We start from the raw sequence: 23,712 nt of genomic DNA on the forward strand, positions 1-23,712 counted from the left end.
ATTCCTAATTTTTAATTCCTATGAGACCTGACTTTGCCGACATCACTTACGAATCGACCTTTCCCGAAAACGGCCAAAGTCCGCCGGACAAGACGGCAGAAAAGTGGGAAACGCCGGAGCAAATCCCGGTCAAACCATTTTATTCGGAAGAAGACCTCGAAGGGGTTGAACATCTTGACTACGCGGCCGGCATTCCGCCCTATCTCCGCGGACCGTATTCCACCATGTATGCGCTCCGGCCGTGGACTATCCGACAGTATGCGGGCTTTTCAACGGCCGAGGAATCGAACGAGTTCTACCGAAAAGCGCTGGCCCAGGGACAGAAAGGGCTCTCCGTGGCATTCGACCTGGCCACCCACCGCGGCTACGATTCCGATCACCCGCGCGTGACCGGCGATGTGGGCAAAGCCGGCGTAGCGATCGACTCTATCCTGGATATGAAGATCCTGTTTGATGAGATTCCGCTGGATGAGATGTCGGTTTCCATGACTATGAACGGGGCCGTAATCCCGATCATGGCGTTTTACATCGTGACGGCCGAGGAGCAGGGCGTGGCCAAAGAACAGCTGGCAGGCACCATCCAGAATGACATCCTCAAGGAGTTCATGGTGCGCAATACCTACATCTACCCGCCCAAGCCCTCCATGCGGATTATCGGCGATATTTTTGAATATACCTCCAGGTATATGCCGAAGTTTAACTCCATCTCCGTCAGCGGCTATCACATGCAGGAGGCGGGTGCTACCTGTGATATTGAGCTGGCCTACACGCTGGCCGACGGGCTGGAATACCTGCGCACCGGGCTGGACGCCGGGCTTGATATCGACGAGTTTGCCCCGCGGATTTCCTTCTTCTGGGCCATCGGGATGAATCATTTTATGGAGATTGCGAAGATGCGCGCCGGGCGTATGCTCTGGGCAAAATTGGTGAAGCAATTTAATCCCCAAAATCCCAAGTCGATGTCGCTGCGTACCCACAGCCAGACTTCCGGCTGGAGCCTGACAGAGCAGGATCCGTTCAACAACGTGACGCGTACCACTATTGAGGCGATGGCCGCGGCGCTGGGGCACACGCAGTCGCTGCACACCAATGCGCTGGATGAGGCGATCGCACTGCCCTCCGACTTTTCGGCGCGTATCGCCCGCAACACACAGATCTACCTGCAGGAAGAGACCGGCATCACGCACGCCGTGGACCCGTGGGCGGGCTCCTATTATGTTGAGTATCTCACCGACCGCATCGCCCGCCGTGCGTGGGAGCTGATCCAGGAGGTGGAGGAGCTGGGCGGCATGGCCAAGGCTATTGAAACGGGTCTGCCGAAGATGCGGATTGAAGAAGCCGCCGCCAAGAAGCAGGCGCGCATCGATTCCGGCAAGGACACCATCGTGGGCGTCAACAAGTACCGGGTTGACAAAGAATCACCGATTGACATTCTTGAGGTGGATAACACGAAAGTCCGCAACAACCAGCTCCGCCGCCTCGAAAAACTGCGCGACGAACGCAACGAGGCCGAGGTGCAATCAGCACTTGATGCGCTGACTGACGTGGCGGAATCCGGCGATGGCAACTTGCTGGAGACCGCCGTGGAAGCCGCCCGCAAACGGGCGACCCTCGGGGAAATCTCCGATGCTATGGAGAAGGTGTTCGGACGTTACAAGGCAACCGTAAGATCGATATCAGGCGTGTATTCTTCAGAAATAGACAAAGATCAAAATTTTAAAAAAGCCCAGCGGCTGGCAGATGATTTTGCGGAGCTGGAGGGCCGCCGCCCGCGCATTATGGTGGCCAAGATGGGCCAGGACGGGCACGACCGCGGCGCCAAGGTGATCTCAACCAGCTTCGCTGATCTCGGCTTCGATGTGGATATCGGTCCGCTGTTCCAGACACCGGAGGAGGCCGCTCAGCAGGCGGTGGAAAATGATGTGCATATTTTAGGTGTTTCCAGCCTGGCAGGAGGACACAAAACACTGGTGCCGCAGGTGATCGAGGAGCTGGAGGAACTTGGTCGCGATGACATTATGGTGATTGTCGGCGGTGTCATTCCCAAGCAGGATTATGAGTTTCTCTACGACAAGGGCGTGATTGCCATCTTTGGTCCCGGCACCGTCATTTCGCTGGCCGCCCAGCAGATTTTGAAGGTGCTGATTGAGAGCCGGGAGGAGTAGGATTAGATATTGTGCTGTTGGGGTTGTACCACAGAGTTGCGCAGAGAAGGCACAAAGTTACACAGAGTTTAATCTATAGGTAAGTTTTCTGGATTTTTACTTGTATTCCAGAATGTGATTAGCTCAATTTGTGTTCCGGAAAGGCGGTAGTAAAGTACAAGATGTGAATTTATAACACACCGGCGAATTGCTTTCTTTTTTTGAATTTGAGGAAAAAGCTTAGGGTTATCAGCAATGGTCTCCAAAACATCTTCAATACGGTTTAGGAATTTATTTACAACGGTTCTGTTCCATTCCTGCTCAATGTAATCCAGTTGAATAGAGATGTCATCGACTGCACGCGGTGACCATCTGATCGAGTAACTCATTCGGCTGAGTACTTCTTTCTCAACTCATTGATTACGGTATCATGCTCAATTCCTTCACCTCGCTCAAGTTCTGCAAGTCCCTCTTGGATAGCCTCTTGCTCTTCCTTTGCAAGAGCATTCCAATTTTCCCGGTCGCTTCGTTTTATAAATTCTATTTGCTCAAGAATAGCATCATCCTCAACCTCTGTTAGCCAGCGAATCAGCTCAAGTTTTTTGTTGTCTGTTTCCATTGCCACAATTGTTTTGATAACATTTATTTATGTATCATTGTTCTTCAATATGATAACATTTTGTCGATAGAACAACTTTGTAAGTTTCAAAGAAACCATAGGTCGCAATTTCTTTTAGAGCAAATTATTTCCAACTGGGAATGTAGAACTCCTCGAGGGGAGATGATAGATTTTAGCTGTTCCTCAAATCTATCTGAGGAGTGTGAAAACTCCCACTTAATAAAGGACACCTCCCGCTCAAATTCCGAAAACCCGCGGAATCTGTGCACCCTCCTCAAGGAGGGATTTTCAAGTTGCAAAAATATAGAATATGGCTCGAAACGAAATTCTGCCATATAACCCTAAACTAAAGCCGCTGGCAAGAAAGTTAAGGAGGAATATGACTTTCTGTGAGGTATTGCTTTGGCAGAAAATCAGGAAACGAGCCTGGGTGTTCAATTACATCGACAAGTACCTATTCTTGACTATATTGTTGATTTTTATTGCCATGAATTAAAACTGGCGATCGAAGTGGATGGAGTAACGCACTTGCATCCCGAAGTCAGTGTTTCGGATCTGAATCGTCAAAAAGAAATAGAAAAGCTGGGAGTCCATTTTCTTAGATTTGAAGACATGGAAATCAAAGAAAATATGGATGAAGTTATGGATTCATTGGAATACTGGATCAATAAGAATACCTAACCAAACATATTCTTCGAGTCCTTTCCGGTTAAATATTATGCTGAACTAAAACCCAAGCAAACACCCTATTGTCTGACTCAAAAAATAAAACCGAATCAGCATCCCGAGAACAAGATGGTCTCTCCGACTCCATCAATCCCAGGGGACTGGAACGCCTGAAAAATCGTAAAAAAAAGCTGACAGTTGATGATTACGTGGAAGGCATTCGGGAAGGCAACCGTACTATCCTCAGCCGGGCCATTACACTGATTGAGAGCTCCCGATCGAAACACCGCGAGCAGGCCGAAGAGATCATTGAAGAGTGTCTGCCACATACCGGTAATTCCATCAGAGTAGGTATCACAGGCGTACCGGGCGTGGGGAAAAGCACTTTTATTGAAATGTTGGGCAATCATATTATTGATAAGAAGCAGCGAAAGCTGGCCGTGCTGGCGATCGATCCCAGCAGCACCAAGACCAAGGGCAGCATCCTGGGTGATAAAACCAGGATGGAAACGCTGGCCAATAATGAACATGCTTACATTCGTCCATCCCCGACCGCCGGATCGCTGGGCGGAGTGGCGCGCAAAACGCGTGAAACGATCTACCTCTGTGAGGCCGCCGGCTACGATACCATCTTTATCGAAACAGTAGGGGTGGGACAGTCCGAAACGGCCGTGCATTCCATGGTCGATTTTTTCCTGCTGCTGATGCTGGCCGGCGCCGGCGATGAACTGCAGGGCATCAAGCGCGGCATCATGGAGATGGCTGATGCCATTGCCATTAACAAGATTGACAGCAGTGATCCAATCCAGGTAAAACAGGCGGTGCGCGAATACAAGAATGCACTGCACCTGTATCCCGAGCCGGAATCAGGCTGGGGGCCCCAGGTCACGACCTGCTCTGCGACCACCGGCAAAGGGATTGAGGAAATTTGGGAAATGATTGAGGAGTATATATCCCAAACCAAAGAAAACGGGTTTTTCCGGGACAAGCGGAACCGGCAGTCGCGCAACTGGATGTACGAGACGATCCAAAACCGGCTCTCAGATGAATTTTATAGTGATTCCAGGGTAAAACAAATGCTCGAACGGGTTGAACAGAACGTGTTGAATGGAGAAATAAGCCCATTCAAAGCAGCGAACATCCTCCTGGATCAATTCCGGCAAGTCTGAACATACGCAAATTGTTCAAAAAAATTGGACAGACCGTTTTTTAGACTTGAATATCATGCTACCGGGTGAAAAAACGCACACCACCGTTATCGGTTTCTATCCGGACCCGGGCACTGCCACCAGGCAATCGATAACGTGTAAAATTTTCATTCCTTTCAACTTGTTCAAAGTCGGGACCGGCCGAGATCCTGATATCATCGTGTTCCACGCGAAATTCGCCGCCTCCATCCAGGATTGTCAGGTCGATATCGCCATCATCGGAACCGACATTATAATTTCCACCCTCGGCCAGCGAAGTTGATAAATTGATATCTCCGTCGGCACTCGTTATGTCAACTTCATCGAACCGGCCGTTGCGAACATCCGCCTCCCCATCATCAACATTCAGCACCAGTCGCCCGGAACCGCTGTCCATCACGAGTTCTCCATCGTCATAATCAAAGTGAAACTCACCACCCCGGCAGTTGCGCAAGTACATTTCGCCGTCATCTGAATCGATACGAATACTTCCATCCATATCAGTAATTTCGTAGGTATCGTCATCCCCATAGAGATCCAGGTTTGCATCCCGGGGCGCAAGTATTGTTATCGTGTATTTTTTAGTGACAGAGCCCAGGTTCAGGTTCAATCCCTGCTCATCCGCTGTTTCTCTAATGATAAGATCCCCATTTCGCTCTGCAACCTCCATGTCAAATTTATCCTGCTTACCGATGCTGAGTCCATCCACTTCCAGGCGATAGGTGACGATCAAGCGCACCTGGTTGCGGTCGGAACCGCGAATGTCAACGAGCCCCGCATCGTTACTGTGCAATTCAATCGTCCCGTTCTCCGATATCTCATACGTTTCGTCCAGGTTATACGTGTCGGTCTTTTGAGCCGCCGTCGTACCTGCCAAACTGAAAAACAGAATCCCAAGTAGTATTGAACTGTAGTTCCTGAGCATTTTCATATGTAGCACTATTTGATTTGCATTCTGATTCTTAAACAACATTTATGCGACAGCAGGCAGCAAATGTTTATCCTGTTCTTTTCCAAACCGGATTTTTATGAAAAGAAAAATGGAATCCCCGATTTCAAGGTTCTCTTGCGAAAGAACGTGGATTAATTCAGGTTGAGCTCAGACTTTGTGGAAGAGAAACTCATTTCGCTTTCATCCATCTTTTGCTCCCCGAGCGTCTGCTGCATTTCCGCCCGGAGCTTCTGTATCGTGAGTCCACTGGTCAGCGATCCGTTTCGGGCCACGGATATTCTTCCGGTTTCTTCCGATACCACCACCACAAACACGTTGTTTGTTTCGGTGATCCCCACAGCGGCCCGGTGACGGGTGCCAAAGACCGAGGATAAGTTGGGATTTTGGGAGATCGGCAGGTAACAGCTGGCGGCGACGATCCGGTTGTTGCGGATAACGATGGCGCCGTCGTGCAGGGGACTGGTTTTGTTAAAGATCGACTCCAGCAACTCGCTGTTTACGCGGGCATCCAGCTTTACTCCCACGTCGACCAGGTCTTGCAGGGTGGAGGTACGGGCAAAAACAATGAGCGCTCCCGTTTTGGTATGCGACATATTTCGCACCGCTTCAATCACCTCGTCAATCACGGTATCTGAGTTGGAGCGGATAAAGAAACGATCGAGGTTGGTATTCTGCCCCAGGCTGTAGAGCAGCTTGCGGATCTCCGGCTGGAAGATGATAAACACCGCCAGGACCCCCACATCCAGTATACTGCGAAGGATAAAGTTGATCGTGGTCAGGCCGAGGGCACTGACAAGCGCATTAATCAGGATAATAAAGACGAGTCCCACCGCCGCCTGGATTGCAAACGATCCCCGTATCCACCGGTAGAGGTAGAACAGGATAAAAGCGATAATGAGTACCTCGAACAGGTCTTTAAAGCCAAATTCGAGAAATCCTACGGGAATCACGTTGTAATCGGTTAAAGGTTATCAGATAATTCCATTATGTAAGAAGTACGGCCGCGACCGGTTAAGCAGGAAACAGCTCAGCATAGACTACGTCTTCGCCAGTGCATTATACACCATTACGGAATCTGTTGCTTGTCGGACGTCATGCACGCGTATGATTTTGGCGCCCTTCATCATGGCGTGGTAATGCACCGCCACGGTGCCGGCCAGCCGCCCGTCGACCTCGCGCCCGTCGAGTATTTCTCCCAGCATCGACTTTCGGGAGGCTCCCACCAGCAGGGGGTAGCCCAGATCGCCGAATGCATCCAGATTTGACAGGAGGGTCAAATTGTGTTCCAGGGACTTGCCAAATCCTATGCCCGGATCCAGTATTATATTCTGAACTCCCTTTCCTTTTGCCAGGGCCGCCTGCCGTTCAAAAAAGGTATGCACCTCGTCAACGACATCATTGTACCGGGGATTGTCCTGCATCGTTTTCGGGTTTCCTTTCGAGTGCATCAGGATGTATCCAGCGCCCCGTTCAGCGCAAAGGTCGGCCAGCCGGGGCTCCCGTTGCAGGCCACTGATATCATTTACGATATGGACTCCACAGTCAAGCGCCTTCTGAGCCACCCTGTACTTTGTAGTGTCAATGGAAAAAATAGTTTCCGGGAATTCGGGAATTGCTCGTTCCAGCACGGGAATTACCCGGCGCAGCTCCTCGTCTTCGGTTACCGGATCAGAGCCGGGGCGGGTCGACTCTCCCCCGACATCAATAATGTCGGCTCCCTGGCCCACCATCAACCCGACATGGCCCATGGCGCTGTCCAGTTCATTGTATTCTCCCCCGTCGGAAAAAGAATCGGGCGTAATATTCAATATGCCCATAACTGCGGGTGAGGTAAGATCCAGCTTTCTGTCTCTGCATTGTAACTGATTCAACTCAGACTGTATCGAATATTCCAATGTTAATGCCGATATATAATTAGATTGAGGGATATGACCTAAACTAAAGTACAATATTATAACGTAATAACGTAGTCGCCCATTTCTTTGTCAGGCTGCTAATTTCACGCGCCTTTTTTGTATATACTACACTCTATTTCAACATTATACAGCAGGAAGGCTTTACCAAAACATAACCGGGTGTCCATTTTTTGAAATGGTCAAAAGAAGAACAGCGAACGGTGCTTAGGAAGTCTCAACGGAAAAGTAGCCTATTTTGGCTTGATCCAAAAGAAACATAAAAGATCTAGGCGGGAATGGACACCCGCCCCGTTCAAGGCCGGGAAGGCTGATAACCTTAGTTTTACATACGAACGGGCTATTCCGTGAGACTGACTAAAAAGTCTCAACAAGAAGCTGCATACGTGAATAATGTAAGCGTTAGAAGAAACAGAAGGTCAATCTTCCTGTCCTCCTTCTACAGGGAGAATCTCGATGAGGTAAGAATCAGCTCCTAATGGATGGGATGAGCATCCATAAAGTTCCGGTTGGAGAAGAGGAATTCAGGAAGATCGAAGCCCGGCGCTCTCCATCCCGGCATCCCTTTCGAAATTCCTAATCCTTAATCCCTAATTCCCCCTCGCGATTCGTAAGCAGATGGGTTGTTAAGATCTACTAAAGACGGCAAAAATCATTTTTCACGGTAAAAATAGATCTTTTTGTTTTTCGAATCTTTGCCACTTTTGATTTTAACACCTTTCTCCTGGTTGTACTGGTATACCGCCGTACGCATAGAGTTGACATTCTTGTCATCCTCATAATCCACTTCGATGGCATCTCCCCCCACCTCCAGCTGGTCAAGTGCTTCCAACAGGGGCTTAAATTTAGAGGATCTTTTTTTAGATGTTTTAATCTTTTCTCTTTCTACAAATTTAATATCCATGTCAAGTATATATATTATTCCCTTTTACAAATGGTAGCTTCTGTAGTCGTCAATACAACTTATAAAAAGTAATATAAGTTTCTGTATATAAAATATACTGTTATAAAACTGAACAATGCATTCTTTCAAAGAAAATTAATCTTTTAAAAAAATTACATAAAAAAATTGCAGGATGTGTACATCCTGCAACCAATGGTAATAACGTATGTTGTGCTCCAGGGCAATTGCTACCTATGGCACTACGTTAAATTTAATTGCATAAACCAATTTTTATTACTGTATCTCATAAAACTGCTCATAAACATAATCCCAAAAATCAGCCAGTTGAGATCCTTTGTTATGTGGATTTTTTGATTTAGACGATTTCATGGCATCCAGACACGCCTTCTCTTTTGCATCATAATATGCTTTTAACTGGTATGAGGTCGGGTTCTCAATCATTTTCTCAAATTTTTCTTTTTTCTCAGCCATAACCAGATATTCTTAAGTTCATATTCAAATATTTAACGGAAAATAAGCCTGAAAAATTCTCCTGTTGTTTAAATAATAGATTTAACAGGCATTTTCAACGCGCGCAGATAGGCCGGCTGATGAGTCCGGGATTCCGGGGCCGCCTTCCCGCACGGCGGTATTATTATGATTATGCCAAAGATCTTTGCGAGGCTGCAGCTATGTTCCACCTTCATCACCCTGCTGATGACAAATGATAATAATAGAGGCGGTCGTTCCCTCAGTTTTGGAGCCTGAAAACGACCGGCAGGCTGTATTGTACGCGCACCGGAATACCGCGTTGGCGCCCGGGTTCAAATTCGGCCAGTCGTACGCAACGCAGGGCCTCTTCATCAGCACCACCGCCGATGCCCCGAACAACCTGGGGATTTTCAACTTTTCCCTGCTCATTGACCACAAACTGCACAATAACCCGGCCTTCAATGCCGGCCCTGCGGGCCAATTCGGGATATTTAACACACTGCTGCAGTTTGGCCAATCCCCCTTTGAGCTGTGGCATCTGTTCGACTACCACAAAAAAATCCTCTTCCTCCTCTTCCCTGCTCTCCTCTTTTGGAGGCGGCGGCAGTTCCAGCTCTTCCTCGAATGTAAGCTCGGCGTCAATATCGATTATCTGATCCTCGATAACGGCATCATTGGGAACCGTCACCGGTACCGGAGGGCGTGGTGGAGGGGGAGGCCGCTGCTCCTGCTTGGTCTGAATGACTTCCTCCATCTGTATTACCTCCTGCTCCATTGTCAAATCAAGTTCTTTAGCCTGGGGTCGGATGTGTAGTTTTGTCGCGGTCAAAAAGATAATCAGGACCACCACTATACCGATCTCAATAAACAGTATATAGTAGTTTCGCAACTCAGCTTCCGGCTTTTTCCATGTAAGACCCATAACAGTCACCTTTTCGCTTGAGTTAATGGTTTATTTAAAGCCTTTGCCAAACCATCTTTCCACTGCTGATGGGAAAACAGTTCCCGCCACCTGATAGCAGGGAGTGGCATGGATGGTTTTGCAACGCCTTTCTGTCTACCTTCAATAACGGTAATCCGCGTATATACAGTATATTCTATTACATCGTGGGGCGATGTAGTACATTTACTGATGAACATGTAGGATAGATCCGCTCCAGAAACGCAAACTCTCCGGCACCGGGTCAAAAGCATTTTTTGAAAGAGGGGCACTCCCCGGATTATATACCATTTTCATCAATAATTGGGCCAGTTCATACGCTATGCGCAATTCACACATTTTGCAGTCCAGGGCATAAACTTGAGGCGCCCCAGGGGAATAGGGTCCCCGCATTTTACGCAGTTCCCGTAGTTCCCTTCCTCCAGCTTATCGAGGGCCCGCTCAAGCTTTTGCAACCTACTTTTCTGCTCTCTTAACGCCGCATCATTGATAGACTTGTTGTTGATCGCATCCATCCGGGAAAGCCGGCCATAGGCGTTATCCGGCTTGACAGGCTTGGTAAGCTCTTTCAGCTGTTTTATTTCCTCTTCGGTTTCCTCAATTTTTTCGAGGATAACCTGTTTCATCTCCTGCTGCTCTTTGCTATTCATGGTATTTCCAGTTTTTGATATCGATGTTATAAAGAAGCTTCCCGAAAAGTTAAAAAGTCAGGATTCCAACGGTGTGCGGAACAGGTCCGCGCATTCGGCAAAACGGCTGGCCAGCCCCACCATAATCAGGCGGTCGCCCGGTTCCAGCCGGAAGTCGCCGGCGGGATTTCCAAATGTTTTATCATTCCGGCGGACCGTCAGCACGGTCAGGTTGTACCTGTTGCGCAGCTGTAATTCCTGCAGCGTTTTCCCTGCCACTGGCGCGCCCTCACGAACCACCACCGCACGGGTATGCAGACCCTCTTCATCCAGGCCCTGCAACACCATCAGATGTGCCTCCTGGACACTTCCCCTCAGAATTTCATAATCGTGGGCTCTGAGCGTCTGAATGTGCTCTTCAATCTCGTCCTGCGGTATCATGTAGGCGCCGAGTACGTGTGAAAATATCCGCACGGTGGTTTCCATTTCCTCTGGTATAACATTGTCGGCCCCCAGCTCTTCAAGCCGATCGACCTCATTGAGGTACCGGGTTCGAACGATAATCTGCAGGGTGGGATTGTTGTGCCGCGCCAAACTTATGATGCGGGGACTGGCAGAGGGGGCGTTGGTGGCAATAACACACAGCTTGGCGGTTGCGATACCTGCCAGTTCCAGAATATGCTCGCGACCGGCATCCCCGTAAATAGCGGGAATGTTGTTGGCCTTCATCTCCTTTACCGACTCCGGGTTCATCTCAATAACCACATAGGGGATCCCCGTTTTGTGCAGTACCTGTACCAGGTGGCGGCCGGCCGGACCGTATCCTACGATAATCACGTGGTCTTCCAGTGCTTTTTTCTGATCCGCTTGCAAACCGTCCGATTCCTGGCTCAACTTTTTCAGAGGGGTGCGGGCAAGCGTTGTACCCAGTGCCGGTCCCGCATTCAGCAGAAAAGGAGTGACGATCATCAGCAGAACTGAAACGGCGATAAAAATCTGTGACCCCGGCTCCCCCATCCCGGCGGGGGTCAGACCGGCCAGCCGCCCAGCTCGCTCCAGTACAAACGAAAACTCTCCGATTTGTGCGAGAGCCAGTCCCGAAGCCGCCGCAATGCGAATGGGATAGCCCAGGGTAAGCAGTCCGGCTGAAGTGATTACCAGCTTAAGCAAAATGACAAACAGGGCGACTCCCAGCAATATCAACGGATATTCCAGCACGTAGCTGAAATCCAGCAGCATGCCTACAGAGACAAAAAATACGGCGTTAAATATTGTGCGCAGTGGCAAAATTTCGCTTAATGCCTGCTCGCTGAACTCGCTTTCACTCACGACCAACCCCGCCATAAAAGCTCCAAGCGCCAGACTGACATTCGCCATACTGCTCAGTGCCACGGTACCAAAACAGATCGCTACCACTGTCAGCAGAAAAAGCTCTCTTTTTCTTGTCTTGGCCACTTTTTCCAGGATCCAGGGGACGATACGGCGGGCCAGCACGATAACCAGAACAATTAGCAGCACCGCCTTGCCGAGTATCAACAGCAGATCGAGCGTGGATTCGGATTGCCCCGCCAGGATGGGAATCAGCAGCACCATGACAATGATAGCCAAGTCCTGGAAGATGAGCACCGCCAGCGACAACTGTCCGGTGGGTGTATCCGTTTCATTGCGCTGGCTGAACAGGCCCAGCACAATAGCGGTACTGCTGAGCGCCACGAGAAACCCCGTATAGATACTGCTGCTCAATGAAACGCCAAAGGCGGAAAGCAGTCCCACCACCGCCAGGGTGGTTAACGTTACCTGGAAGCCGCCGCCCACCAATATCGCTTTTCGGATTCGATTCAGCTTTTCCAGACTAAATTCGATACCGATCGTAAACAGCAACAGGATGACGCCGATTTCCGCCAGGATATCCACAAGTTCCTGGTCGGGGACCAGCGCCAGGGCGTTGGGACCAATGATGACACCGGCAATCAGGAAGCCCACAATGGGAACCAGCTTTAGCCGGTAACACAGGTAGGCAATACCCACACTCACCAAAAACAGGGCCACCAGTTCATTCAAAAAGGGAAGTTCTACCGCTAAAACCATGTAATTCTAAGATTTACTGAATATAAGTGTTGCTGTGTGGTGTTTTAACAATGACGACCATCATCGCATCACCCGCCGGATGAGTACCCGGTACTTCCAGTGTACAGATGACTGAAAATAGCTTAAAAAATTGAGGTAAAAAGGAGTATCAAACATACTCCAGTTACCATTCAAAGCAAAACTGAAAATGTCTGTTTTGTAACAAGCTACTCCCTGTAGAAGCTGCACTACCGCAATTCCATTTTTCGGGCAGGACAAGTGCAACGTACACGCACACGGCCTGGGGTCGGTCAACTGGACCCTTTTTTATTCATAGGGCCCTTTGCAGAACCTGCTATGTTGTTGGGAGGTGGTTGTACCACCGACCGTATTGCCCTTTTAAACGGAGTACAACTCCCTCAGAACGAGAATTCAAATGTTTTGCAAAGCCCTCTTATAGATCCTTTTGCATTTCTGCGAATCTCATCCATCCCTGCTATTGCACCGTTGCAACAGGTATTCGACACAGCTGGATTTCTTTCCCAAATATATCGTTTATCGGCTGCAAACGGCGTTAATTCAAGAGGCTATTTGTGGTACAGAAATTGCATCCTTTCTCACTGTATAAGCAATAACAACATCCCGCAAATACATTGTGCAGATGTGTTCCAACTAAAATACATGAGAGGTCTGTTATGAAGGCACTTGTCTATCACGGTCCCGGCGATCGGGCATACGAAGAAAAACCAAAGCCAAAAATTCAAGATACGACTGACGCGGTCGTCAAAATAACAAAAACAACAATCTGCGGAACCGATCTCCACATTATGAAGGGAGACGTGCCTACCGTCACTGACGGACGTACACTTGGTCATGAGGGTGTAGGCATCATTGAAGAGGTTGGCAAAGGCGTCTCCAACTTTGAAAAAGGAGATCCCGTTCTGATAAGCTGTATAACTGCCTGCGGCAAGTGCGATAATTGTAAAAAGCAGATGTATTCACACTGCGAAAATGGGGGATGGATTCTCGGTAATACTATCGACGGTACGCAGGCCGAATACGTACGTATCCCCTATGCTGATACCAGCCTGTACCATATCCCGGAAGGAGCTGACGAGGAAGCACTGGTGATGTTAAGTGATATTTTACCGACCGGTTTTGAGGTTGGTGTACTCAACGGCAAGGTCAAACCTGGCGATGTGGTTGCCATTGTGGGAGCAGGTCCCATTGGACTGGCCGCCCTGCTGACGGCTCAATTCTATTCCCCGGCGGAAATTATTATGGTAGATCTGGATGATAACCGACTGGAGGCTTCCAAAGAATTTGGGGCCACGAAAACAGTTAACAGCAGCGATGGCACCGCCATTGACAAGATCATGGAGTTAACCGATGGCAAAGGCGTTGACGTTTCGATTGAAGCAGTGGGTATTCCGGCAACTTTTGACATCTGTCAGGAAATCGTAAAAGCAGGCGGTCATATTGCCAACGTAGGTGTTCACGGCCAAAGTGTAGATCTGAAACTGGAAAAGCTGTGGGTTCATAACATCACCATGACTACCGGACTGGTTGATACCTACACCATCCCGATGTTGATGAAAACTCTTGATTCTGGGAAGCTCGAACCTGAACAACTTATCACCCACCACTTTAAACTCGACGATATCATGGAGGCATATGACACCTTCGGCAACGCGGCCGAAGAAAAAGCTCTAAAGATTATTCTCGAGAATGAATAACCATTATTCAGTAGCGGGAGATTTAGCTTTCTCACTATATGGGGGCTTGTAAAACTATCATTTCTTCGTTCTGAGGAAATTGCACTCCCTTTTAAAGGGCAATACGGTCGGTGATACAACCACCTTCCAACAAAACGGAAATAAGTAATAAAGCCTGTCGGAGTGTACCGGCGGGCTTTATGTCCAGGTGCTCTGCATATCCAAAAAATCTGCATTTACAGCTGCTGCTACTGCATTAGGGTCAAGACTGCACCCACCTTCATAGCGCGGGTATATACCAGAGGCATTTGCAAAACCGCTGTTTTGCCCAATTTCTGCATCTTCGTGATTCGAAATCCTCATTTATAGAACAGGAATTGGATTTCGAATTCGCTCAGGGGTTGATTTTGAACAAAACTCCTGGTTTTTCAAAGTCCTCTTAAAAAGGGTATTAGCCGGCACAGAACCATTTGCCCCGGTTTTTTTATGCCGGGGAAAACAGGCATGATCTCTGGCCGCGAGCAGTACGGGATGAACAGCAGGTATTTGATTTGGCAATTGGCGTATGAGTTTTTTGTAGTTAACCCTCAATCGAGACCCTGCGGAAGATTGAATTTCCAGCGACTTGCTCAGCTTTCTGGGATTTTACCTTTCAAACTGAGAAACAAAGACACCAGTAACCAATCTACCGAAGCGGGATGCTCAGCAGCTGGTCATCCGCCGTTATGAAGAGTGTCTTGCCATCAGGTCCGCCGATGGTGCAATTGGCGGTGGGCTTGTTGGTCTTTATTTTGCCGAGCAGACTCCCGTCCGGGGCAAAAATCCATACTCCGCCCGGGCCCGTGGCGTAGATGTTCCCATCTTCATCGATATCCATGCCGTCCTGGCTGCCCGGCTCCTTGCCGGCAAATGCACTGGCATCATGGAACACGCGGCCGTTGGTGATAGTGCCTTCGTCCGTTACATCAAAGGCCATCCATACGGGGTTCTCCATGCTTGAGTTAGCCACATACAGCGTCTTTTCATCCGGAGAAAGTTCAATGCCGTTGGGTCGACTCAATTCATCGGTCAGCAGGGTGATGTCTCCCTCAGGGGTAACCCGGTATACGCCCTGGAAATCAAGCTCTTTGGCGGGATCTTCCATCCGCTGCTCCAGCCCGTATGGCGGATCGGTAAAGTAGATGTCGCCGTTGCTGTGCTGCACCAGGTCGTTGGGGCTATTTAGCCTTTTTCCGTTGTAGCTGTCGGCCAGCGTGGTAAATATCGGTGCGGGGTCCTGCAGCGGAGCATCCATACGGGCGATGCGGCGGTCGCCGTGCTGTGCCAGCAGCAGGTGCTCGTCGTTGCTGATATAAAGTCCATTGGATCCAAGCTCGCCGCCGCGTTCCGTTTCACCAGTATAGCCGGCCGGCTTCAGGTACTCCGTGACACCCTGGCCGGGCGTCCACTTGTGGATGACGTTGTTGGGGATGTCGGAAAAAAGAAGGAACCCATGCTCTTCCACCCACACGGGTCCTTCGGACCATTCGTACCCGCTGCCCAGCTCCTGCAGCGTGGCTTGCGGATCGATTAGATCGGTGACAGTTGAGTCCACCACCTCTACGTCACCTGGAGTTTTCTGGGTTGCATCCCTGGTAGTTGTTTCCCGGCTTCCACATGCCGCAAATATAAAGCTCAACACAGCAAGAAAGGTCAACAAGACAGCAGTATGTGACATATATTGACTGTTTAAAAAAGACATGATCAAGACATTAAAACGTTGTTAATTATAGGGTAAGAGGCATACGGAAATATAGAAAATTCACAGAATATTGATAGTGCTTAAAATTAGACTTGAATTTAAGGGGCAGGGATGCTTATCGTTTGAGGCTGATAAATTCCGGTGTGAGTTTTATCCCCATAGTTCAACTGGAAAGAACGAGGGCCTCCTAAGCCCTAAATCCAGGTTCGAGTCCTGGTGGGGGTACTACAATAATCACCTAAAGTATTGTATATCAACCATTTAGCTATTTCGTTAAAATAGCTTGTCCAACATATGGCCAACAATTGTAGTTTTATCTTTTTCCATTAAAACTACTTTTAAATAGTTGAATAAGTTGTTTTACTGACCAGATTTCTCGATGAGGCCTCAAAGATAATTGAGTAAGTGAGTTTCTAATGGACTTGTCTTTGTGGTACCAAGGGTGTACTCCAAAATGTTTTACAAAGCCATTAAAACCTTTGTCTCCACTTATTAGTGATCTGATCGGGTTGTGAAATTTAGCTTTACCTGTAGTTAGATATCTTTTAGAAAAGTCGGTGGGATTATCCCATTCTTCAGTCTTAGATCGCCATTCTTCAATTTCTATAAAATTATTTTTATACCGTATTGATAAACCAATCTGGATATTTGCTTCAGGTTTAGCTTTTGGATTTGATTTGATGGCATCAGTACCTTTTATCACGATATAGCCATTCTCGTCAGGTTCAATTCTAAAGCCTCTTGCGGTAAGTATTTTGCCAATCCCTGTAGGATGGATTATTTGTCCAATAAAAAGGACTGTACCTTCTTCCTCTAAACCTATATAGTCAAAAAATAAACTTAAGTCTGAACTTTTAGTTTCAACGGCATATTCTTGTATCAAGTTTGCAGGCGTAGTTATAGGGAGGTCTAGTTCAGAGAAGTCAGTGAAGTCGTATGTACAAATACAATCACAACCACTTTCTTTAGCAGCTGAGTAATGGGCTTTATCGTAAGGATTAGAAACTGAATCCGCATTTCTTGGATCACCGGGAGGAATAGAAAGCGCTTCAAGACCCTTCAAGAAATTTTGAATTTCTTGTTTTGCTTTGGTCCTTATTTTGCCAGGAATAGTATATTCATCAATTTTATTATGTACTTCTCTCTCTATTTGCTCAGTAAATACAAATTGGTGATAAAAAGATAACCAAATTAAACTTCGTGCGGCACTATTGGGAGCTAAGGCACCTATAAGTATGATATTAGCATCAATGAATATTCTCATTCTACAGTAAAAGCTTATTGTGTTAATAATTTGATTAAACTTTCATTCTTATTAATTTTATTACAGAAAAGCTTTCGAGTATTAATTATTTTAAAATGAAGTTAACAGAAATAGTCAACATATCAACGGGATACTCCTTTCGGTCAAAGATTAACCATGACCCCGAGGGAGAAACCAAGGTAATCCAGATGAGCGATGTTGACAAATATCGCGGCATCATTCCGGAGGGGTTACAATCGATCAGTGGTTTTGAGCCGCGAAAGGATCGTTATTTTCTGGAACCAGGTGATGTGATCATGATCAGCAAGGGCTATAACATCAATGCGTTTATTGTACCACCTGGATTGGGAAAGGTTGTTGCTGTTAATAGCTTCTTGGTAATGAAGGTGAAAACTTCTAAAATCCTTCCGGAATACTTGGCCTGGTTTCTAAATTCGAACCGAACGCAACATTTTTTTCAAGCCGTGGCTGCGGGGACCAATATTCCTAACCTTTCCATAAGGGCACTGGAGGGACTAGACATCGATCCTCCACCCATTGAACGACAAGTGAAATTAATTGAACTCGATCGTTTAAAGCGAAGAGAAATCTACTTACACCAACAAATTGCATCTAAAAAGGAACAGCTTGTTGACACCATGCTTCAGCAACAAGCCGACAAATGGAAATCCAATAATTAACTAAGACTAGCTATTACATGAGCAACAGTAAACCTACGCAACAGGAAATTAACCAAGCGCTCTGGTCGGCATGCGATACCTTTCGCGGTGTGGTCGATCCCGCGGAGTACAAAAACTACATCCTTGTATTTCTATTTCTGAAATACTTGAGTGACATCTGGAAAGATCACTATGAGAAGTATAAAGAGGAGTACGGGGATGACGAAGAACGCATTAAGCGTCGCATGGAGCGTGAGCGCTTTAAATTGCCGGAAGACTGTACGTTCGACTACCTGGTCAGACACCAAAACGATGAAGATATCGGTGATCAAATAAACAAGATCCTGCAGAAGATTGAGGAAGCCAACTACGAAAAGCTGGAAGGGGTATTCCGTAATGTTGACTTTAACTCGGAAGCCAACCTCGGCAAGACCAAAGATCGCAATCGTCGCCTGAAGAACCTGATCAATGATTTTGATAAACCGGAATTAAACTTTCGGCCTTCAGTTATTGGTACCGAAGATATTATTGGCAATGCCTATATGTTCTTAATCGAACGCTTTGCCTCTGATGCCGGAAAGAAAGGCGGGGAGTTTTATACGCCCAACCAGGTCTCCAAGCTGTTGGCTAAGCTACTGAATCCTCAGCCCGGTGATCGCATCTGTGATCCGGCGATTGGGTCGGGTTCGTTGGCAATAACAGTTGCTGAAGAGGTCGGAGATCGAGACTTCCGTATTTATGGACAGGAAAGTAACGGTAGCACGTGGGCACTGTGCAAGATGAACATGTTCCTGCACGGCATGGATGCGGCTGACATTCGGTGGTGCGATACCATTCAACGGCCGGAACTTACGGAAGGCGACGAGCTGATGAAGTTCGATATCGTAACCGCCAATCCACCTTTTAGCTTGAAGAAGTGGGGAAAGGAAGATGCCAAGGATGATCAGTACAAGCGATTCCATCGTGGAGTACCGCCCAAGAGTCGCGGTGACTATGCCTTTATCCAACACATGATTGAAGTGGCCTATGAGGATACTGGTAAGGTGGGCGTTATCGTACCTCATGGCGTGCTGTTTCGCAGTGGCTCAGAAGGAAAAATTCGCAAGCAACTTATACAGGAAAACCTACTGGAAGCGGTCGTTGGCCTACCTGAGAATCTCTTCTTTGGAACAGGCATTCCTGCAGCAATAATGATCTTTAACAAAGGCAAAGAGCATGAGAATGTACTTTTCATTGATGCCAGTGAGGAGTTCGAGAAAGGCACGAAACAGAATAAGCTCCGTGAACAGGATATTGGAAAGATTGTCAAGACTTTTCAGGATTTTGAAGAGAAAGAAAAATTCTCATATGTAGCGGAGCCTCATGAGATCAAAGAGAATGATTACAATCTTAATATCCCTCGTTATGTTGATACTTATGAACCTGAGTCGGAAGTAGATGTAACTGAGGTTCAGCGAGAAATTGAAGTATTAGAGCAAGAACTTCAGAAAGTACAGCAAAAAATGAATGTTTACCTTAAAGAGCTAGACCTATAGTTATGGATAACTGGGGAAAAACCGATTTAGGATCTGTCATCAAACTGGTATCAGGAAGACACATCAAAAGTGCAAAGTGTAACAAGGCTGGCAATGGTTTAAAATATTTGACAGGCCCTACAGATTTTGTTGGAAATCAGATCCAAGCGACAAAATTTACAGAAGAGCCAAAATCAGTAGCAGAACCGGGAGATATATTATTAACGGTAAAGGGATCTGGTGTTGGCAAACTTGCCTTTTCTGACGATAGATATTGTATAAGCCGCCAATTAATGGCATTAAGACCAAAAAAAATTGAAACAGAATTTCTATTCTACTATTTACAAAACAATAGAGAATATTTTGAAAGGTATGCACGAGGTCTTATACCAGGCATTTCAAGAGATGAAGTAACAAACTTTGTAATCAAGATTCCGCCTAAGGAAGAAAGAAAACAAATAGTTGAAATAATAAATGAATGGCAAAGAGGTATTCAAAAACTCAAAAAGCTCATCAAAACCAAAAAGCGCTACAAAAAAGGCCTGATGCAGCAGTTGTTGTCTGGGAAGAAGCGTTTCCCAGAGTTTGAGGACGAATCGTGGCAAGAAGTAGAACTTGGCAAAGTATTTCAAAGAGTAACCCAGAAGAATGAAGATGAAGAGGTTACAAATGTCCTGACGATTTCAGCGCAAGATGGGCTAGTAAGTCAGACCGATTACTATGACAAATCGGTAGCAAGTAAAGATCTGTCAAGGTACATAGTACTTCAAGAAGGGGACCTCGCTTACAATAAGAGCTATTCAGACGGCTATCCTCTCGGTGCAATAAAGCGCCTCGAGGAGTATGAGAAAGGAGTATTATCCCCTCTATATATCTGCTTTAGAATTGATTCTCCTAAACTGGATAGCGACTTTATGACCCACTTTTTTGAAAATGGTGGATTAGATCATGATATATATAAAATTGCTCGTGAAGGAGCCAGAAACCATGGTCTTTTAAATGTAAGTATTAAAGACTTCTTTAAAATCAGGTTTAAAGTTCCTCAAATCGAAGAGCAAAAAAAGATTGCAAAAGTTCTGAATAAAGCTAAAAAAGAGATTGAGTTACTTGAGGAAGAACTGGACGCAGTAAAAAAACAGAAAAAAGGGCTTATGCAACAATTATTAACTGGCAAAACTAGGGTTACAAATGGCACAAGACCTTAAATCACATTCAGACTCATTGAAATTCATTATTAACAGATATGATTCTTATTACAGTGGTATAAACTTCAAGGCACGATTTTACACCGGACTAGCTACATTTATCATAACGGCATTCATTTATAAGGTAGAGTATTTGACAAACAGTATAAGTATTAAGTGTTGGCTTTATATACAGTACGGGCTTATTTCGGTAACTTTAGCACTGTGTTTTTTTATACTCTTTAAACTTACTTCTTCTGTTATGCCCTATCTAGAGATAGGAAAAGAAAATGGTATAAAAGATCACTCCTTAATCTTCTTTGAAGAAGTTGCAGACTATCAAAGTGCAAAACAATACAAGGAGGCTCTTTCAAAAGATGAATACGATATAAACACAGACTTAGCGAATCAGGCATATTTGTTAGCACAAGGGTTGAGCAAAAAATTTAAAAAACTAAAACACGCAACACATGCTTTATATGCCACAGGGGTTACTGTCATATTAGTATTAATCATTAAACTAATCAGCTTGTCATGAGTGAGAATATTTTCCAGGATTATACCGATCCATTATCAAGAGTTATTAATAAGCAAGAGGGGTACAAAGATGAGTTAAATGAATACCGTAATTACAACTCTCTTTTTGAGTCCGGCACTTTTACAACATTAAAAGAGGCACAAAATATCCCTAAAGAGATTGATGGGCCGAAACAGGTAGCAACCCTAGATTTTAAAAGACTGGAAGAACTGTTTGGTCATAATCCAAATTCACTTCCAACTATAACAATTGGCCCCCACCCCGATTTCGAAAATATAGATCACAGTGAGCAGATACATCATCATTGTGTTTCAGTTTTCATCGATATCAAAGGCTCAACTAACCTTATAAAGAAGTATAATCTTGAAGAAATAAGATTTATAAAAGATAATGTTCTTACGTTATGTATATATCTCGCACATTTTTTTGGCGGCCATGTACACCGTTTACAAGGTGATGGTATCTTTTTGCAGTTTGTGAGAAGGGAAGGACATCCCAACAACGATATCATAAATGCTCTTAATGCAAGTTCATTAATCACTTTTTTTATTCAAAGCTTGCTAGCTGAAATATTTGAAGACCAAGGTATCGATCCTCTTAAAGTGCGTACTGGTGTGGATTATGGACCTGCTGAAGATGTTCTCTGGTCCCATTATGGCATTCCAGGATGTAGCGAATTAACTACTACCAGTCTTCACACGGATTTGGCGGCTAAGCTTCAAGCGAATGCTGCACCAAATAGCATCATGTTAGGTGATAATATAGTTTCGAAGCTAGACCTGGCAGATAATTTTTGGGATTATATTACTAAGTCTGGTAGTGATGATATTGACTACTATGTATTTCGAGGTGGGGATATTAACTATAATCAGTATGAGTTTGATTGGCAAAAATACCTACAGACTTTTGATTTCTTAGAGAAAGATTATGCAGAAGGGAAAATCATCTTTGATAAGCCTGACTATCGTTTGAAATGTTCTATATCTAAAGATGAAAGTTATCAGGAAAACTATTATCAAAATTTATACTCTCTTCCGAAAGAGACTAATATTAAATACACAATTTATGCAGAAAAATATGATAGATCTCTTAGGAAACAAGAATTCAAAAGTATAAAGTGGGAGGCCCATAACACAGGAACCGAGGCTGAGGACGCAGAACAATTAGAACATGATTTTGGTGGGAATTTTGATAACAAATTGTTTTGCAAAACATCAGCAAAATATCTTGGACATCATCAAGCTAAATGTAAATTATCCGCTGGCCCCCATTCCCCTACTAAGACATTGTCTTTTCCAATATTTGTTCAATAGTAATTAATAATCTTTATTCATGGCCACCGATCCCACAAAACTCGAAAGTTTTGACTCTGGCACCTTCAAAGAGCAATACGAGTACGAAAGCTTTTCTCCCAATCCGATTAATCACACCTGGACCTGGGATGATGCAAAGGTCAATACCATGCTGGAGACGGCGACCCGAAAGCTCGGAGAACTGAATGCCTTCTCATTGATTGTACCGGATGTGGATACGTTCATCCGCATGCACGTGGTAAAAGAGGCCAACACCTCCAGCCGTATTGAGGGCACGCAAACCAATATGGATGAGGCCCTGCTCAAAGAAGAAGATGTGGCCCCGCAAAAACGTGACGATTGGCAGGAGGTCCAAAACTACGTAGAGGCCATGAACACCGCCATCGAAGAATTGGAGGAGCTGCCACTATCTACCCGTCTGCTTCGCAATACACATGCAACTTTGATGCAAGGGGTTCGCGGAGAACACAAACTACCCGGCCAGTTCAGGGACAGCCAAAACTGGATCGGGGGCAGCAGCCTAAACGATGCTATCTATATTCCGCCTCATCAAAACGAAGTGCCGGACCTGATGAGCGACCTCGAAAAAATTTTATACAACGATTCCGTACCACATCTGATTCGCATTGCCATTGCCCATTACCAGTTCGAAACCATTCACCCTTTTCTGGATGGCAATGGGCGAATAGGCCGCCTGATGATCACACTGTATTTCGTAAGTACCGGCTTGCTTAATAAGCCTACCCTGTACCTGTCGGATTTCTTTGAGCGTAACAAAGCAGCTTACTACGATGCGCTCATGTACGTACGGACCAACAACAATATGCTGCACTGGGTAAAGTTTTTCTTAAATGCCGTCATTGAAACTGCCGAGAAAGGGAAGCAGACCTTTAATCAAATCCTGGAGTTGCGAAACGATATTAACGGCAAGCTGCTCAGCCTTGGCCAAAGAGCTGAAAATGGCAACAAGTTGATTAACTATCTATTTCAGCAGCCTTTTGTAAATGTTAATGAAGTCAGTGAATACCTTGACGTGTCAACCCCAACGGCCAATAGGCTGATCAATGATTTTGAGGAGTTGGGACTTCTGAAAGAAACAACGGGGTATGAACGCAACCGCATCTTCTTTTTTGATCGATACTATAACATATTCCGCGAATAATTTAACTATAGATATTTATAGTTAAGATTTTTGCAAAATATTTAACTAAGAAAATTTATAATAAAATTTTAGCCGTGATATTTAACTAAGAAAAATTGTAGTTAAGATTCGGATCCAATTTGAAACCATG

At 45.9% G+C, this 23,712-nt stretch carries 21 protein-coding genes, 1 tRNA gene and 1 pseudogene; 11 read left to right on the top strand and 12 right to left on the bottom strand.

All coding sequences use genetic code 11. The features are described 5' to 3' along the window. Positions 1–20: 20 nt before the first annotated feature. On the top strand, positions 21–2,165 hold the full coding sequence (scpA, locus tag ACG2F4_RS13265; protein ID WP_395261361.1) for a methylmalonyl-CoA mutase: 2,145 nt from the start codon (positions 21–23) through the stop codon (positions 2,163–2,165). A gap of 68 nt (positions 2,166–2,233) precedes the next feature. On the opposite strand, the gene ACG2F4_RS13270 is transcribed toward scpA, so the two are convergent. Next, positions 2,234–2,533 (bottom strand): type II toxin-antitoxin system RelE/ParE family toxin, encoded by a 300-nt coding sequence (locus ACG2F4_RS13270; protein WP_395261362.1) that lies wholly within the window; start codon positions 2,531–2,533, stop codon positions 2,234–2,236. After that, a complete protein-coding gene (locus ACG2F4_RS13275; RefSeq protein ID WP_395261363.1) occupies positions 2,530–2,763 on the bottom strand; it encodes a hypothetical protein in 234 nt (77 codons plus the stop codon). Before ACG2F4_RS13275 ends, ACG2F4_RS13270 begins: the two co-directional genes overlap by 4 nt. A 379-nt stretch (positions 2,764–3,142) precedes the next feature. Between ACG2F4_RS13275 and ACG2F4_RS13280 the strand changes: the two are divergent. Then, a pseudogene (locus tag ACG2F4_RS13280) lies at positions 3,143–3,444 on the top strand (endonuclease domain-containing protein). A 68-nt stretch (positions 3,445–3,512) separates the two neighbouring features. Next, complete coding sequence (gene meaB / locus ACG2F4_RS13285; RefSeq protein WP_395261364.1) at positions 3,513–4,598, top strand: methylmalonyl Co-A mutase-associated GTPase MeaB; 1,086 nt, start codon at positions 3,513–3,515, stop codon at positions 4,596–4,598. A gap of 58 nt (positions 4,599–4,656) precedes the next feature. Here meaB and ACG2F4_RS13290 read toward each other — a convergent pair whose 3' ends face one another. The 8 genes from ACG2F4_RS13290 to ACG2F4_RS13325 form a co-directional block, all read right to left on the bottom strand. Then, positions 4,657–5,547, bottom strand: a complete 891-nt coding sequence (locus tag ACG2F4_RS13290; protein ID WP_395261365.1) for a DUF4097 family beta strand repeat-containing protein — start codon at positions 5,545–5,547, stop codon at positions 4,657–4,659. 152 nt (positions 5,548–5,699) lie between these two features. Continuing rightward, positions 5,700–6,518: a diadenylate cyclase CdaA gene (cdaA, locus tag ACG2F4_RS13295; protein ID WP_395261366.1), complete on the bottom strand. Its 819-nt coding sequence runs from the start codon at positions 6,516–6,518 to the stop codon at positions 5,700–5,702. Positions 6,519–6,605: 87 nt separating this feature from the next. Further along, complete coding sequence (gene folP, locus ACG2F4_RS13300) at positions 6,606–7,385, bottom strand: dihydropteroate synthase (RefSeq protein WP_395261367.1); 780 nt, start codon at positions 7,383–7,385, stop codon at positions 6,606–6,608. 748 nt (positions 7,386–8,133) lie between these two features. Next, a complete protein-coding gene (locus ACG2F4_RS13305; protein ID WP_395261368.1) occupies positions 8,134–8,385 on the bottom strand; it encodes a hypothetical protein in 252 nt (83 codons plus the stop codon). Between the two features lie 273 nt (positions 8,386–8,658). Continuing rightward, positions 8,659–8,856, bottom strand: a complete 198-nt coding sequence (locus ACG2F4_RS13310) for a hypothetical protein (RefSeq protein ID WP_395261369.1) — start codon at positions 8,854–8,856, stop codon at positions 8,659–8,661. A gap of 259 nt (positions 8,857–9,115) precedes the next feature. Next, a complete protein-coding gene (locus ACG2F4_RS13315) occupies positions 9,116–9,778 on the bottom strand; it encodes an energy transducer TonB (RefSeq protein ID WP_395261370.1) in 663 nt (220 codons plus the stop codon). Positions 9,779–10,116: 338 nt separating this feature from the next. Then, entirely contained in the window at positions 10,117–10,446 is a 330-nt protein-coding gene (locus ACG2F4_RS13320) for a TraR/DksA family transcriptional regulator (RefSeq protein ID WP_395261371.1), read from the bottom strand. Between the two features lie 57 nt (positions 10,447–10,503). Beyond that, positions 10,504–12,513: a cation:proton antiporter gene (locus ACG2F4_RS13325; RefSeq protein ID WP_395261372.1), complete on the bottom strand. Its 2,010-nt coding sequence runs from the start codon at positions 12,511–12,513 to the stop codon at positions 10,504–10,506. Positions 12,514–13,187: 674 nt separating this feature from the next. Between ACG2F4_RS13325 and ACG2F4_RS13330 the strand changes: the two genes are divergently transcribed. Beyond that, complete coding sequence (locus ACG2F4_RS13330; protein ID WP_395261373.1) at positions 13,188–14,228, top strand: zinc-dependent alcohol dehydrogenase family protein; 1,041 nt, start codon at positions 13,188–13,190, stop codon at positions 14,226–14,228. Between the two features lie 664 nt (positions 14,229–14,892). On the opposite strand, the gene ACG2F4_RS13335 is transcribed toward ACG2F4_RS13330, so the two are convergent. Next, on the bottom strand, positions 14,893–15,924 hold the full coding sequence (locus ACG2F4_RS13335) for an SMP-30/gluconolactonase/LRE family protein (protein WP_395261374.1): 1,032 nt from the start codon (positions 15,922–15,924) through the stop codon (positions 14,893–14,895). Between the two features lie 176 nt (positions 15,925–16,100). Between ACG2F4_RS13335 and ACG2F4_RS13340 the strand changes: the two genes are divergently transcribed. Next, positions 16,101–16,173: transfer RNA gene (locus ACG2F4_RS13340), tRNA-Arg, on the top strand. Between the two features lie 88 nt (positions 16,174–16,261). On the opposite strand, the gene ACG2F4_RS13345 is transcribed toward ACG2F4_RS13340, so the two are convergent. Beyond that, positions 16,262–17,212, bottom strand: a complete 951-nt coding sequence (locus ACG2F4_RS13345) for a hypothetical protein (RefSeq protein WP_395261375.1) — start codon at positions 17,210–17,212, stop codon at positions 16,262–16,264. A 95-nt stretch (positions 17,213–17,307) separates the two neighbouring features. On the opposite strand from ACG2F4_RS13345, the gene ACG2F4_RS13350 reads away from it, so the two are divergent. From ACG2F4_RS13350 to ACG2F4_RS13375, 6 genes are read left to right on the top strand one after another with little or no spacing between them, the layout of a single operon-like run. Then, positions 17,308–17,892, top strand: coding sequence for a restriction endonuclease subunit S (locus tag ACG2F4_RS13350; protein WP_395261376.1), 585 nt, complete (start codon positions 17,308–17,310; stop codon positions 17,890–17,892). Positions 17,893–17,909: 17 nt separating this feature from the next. After that, positions 17,910–19,406, top strand: a complete 1,497-nt coding sequence (locus ACG2F4_RS13355) for a type I restriction-modification system subunit M (protein WP_395261377.1) — start codon at positions 17,910–17,912, stop codon at positions 19,404–19,406. A gap of 2 nt (positions 19,407–19,408) precedes the next feature. Next, the gene (locus ACG2F4_RS13360) at positions 19,409–20,590 is read left to right on the top strand and encodes a restriction endonuclease subunit S (RefSeq protein WP_395261378.1); all 1,182 of its coding nucleotides are present in this window, start codon (positions 19,409–19,411) and stop codon (positions 20,588–20,590) included. After that, positions 20,574–21,107 (top strand): Pycsar system effector family protein, encoded by a 534-nt coding sequence (locus ACG2F4_RS13365; protein WP_395261379.1) that lies wholly within the window; start codon positions 20,574–20,576, stop codon positions 21,105–21,107. The genes ACG2F4_RS13360 and ACG2F4_RS13365 overlap by 17 nt, the downstream gene beginning before the upstream one ends. Next, complete coding sequence (locus ACG2F4_RS13370) at positions 21,104–22,420, top strand: hypothetical protein (protein ID WP_395261380.1); 1,317 nt, start codon at positions 21,104–21,106, stop codon at positions 22,418–22,420. The genes ACG2F4_RS13365 and ACG2F4_RS13370 overlap by 4 nt, the downstream gene beginning before the upstream one ends. A gap of 19 nt (positions 22,421–22,439) precedes the next feature. Next, on the top strand, positions 22,440–23,582 hold the full coding sequence (locus tag ACG2F4_RS13375) for a Fic family protein (RefSeq protein ID WP_395261381.1): 1,143 nt from the start codon (positions 22,440–22,442) through the stop codon (positions 23,580–23,582). Positions 23,583–23,712: the final 130 nt, after the last annotated feature.

Origin of the sequence: Halalkalibaculum sp. DA3122 (assembly GCF_043951865.1) — a bacterium.
Taxonomy (GTDB): Bacteria; Bacteroidota; Rhodothermia; order Balneolales; family Balneolaceae; genus JAMQKA01.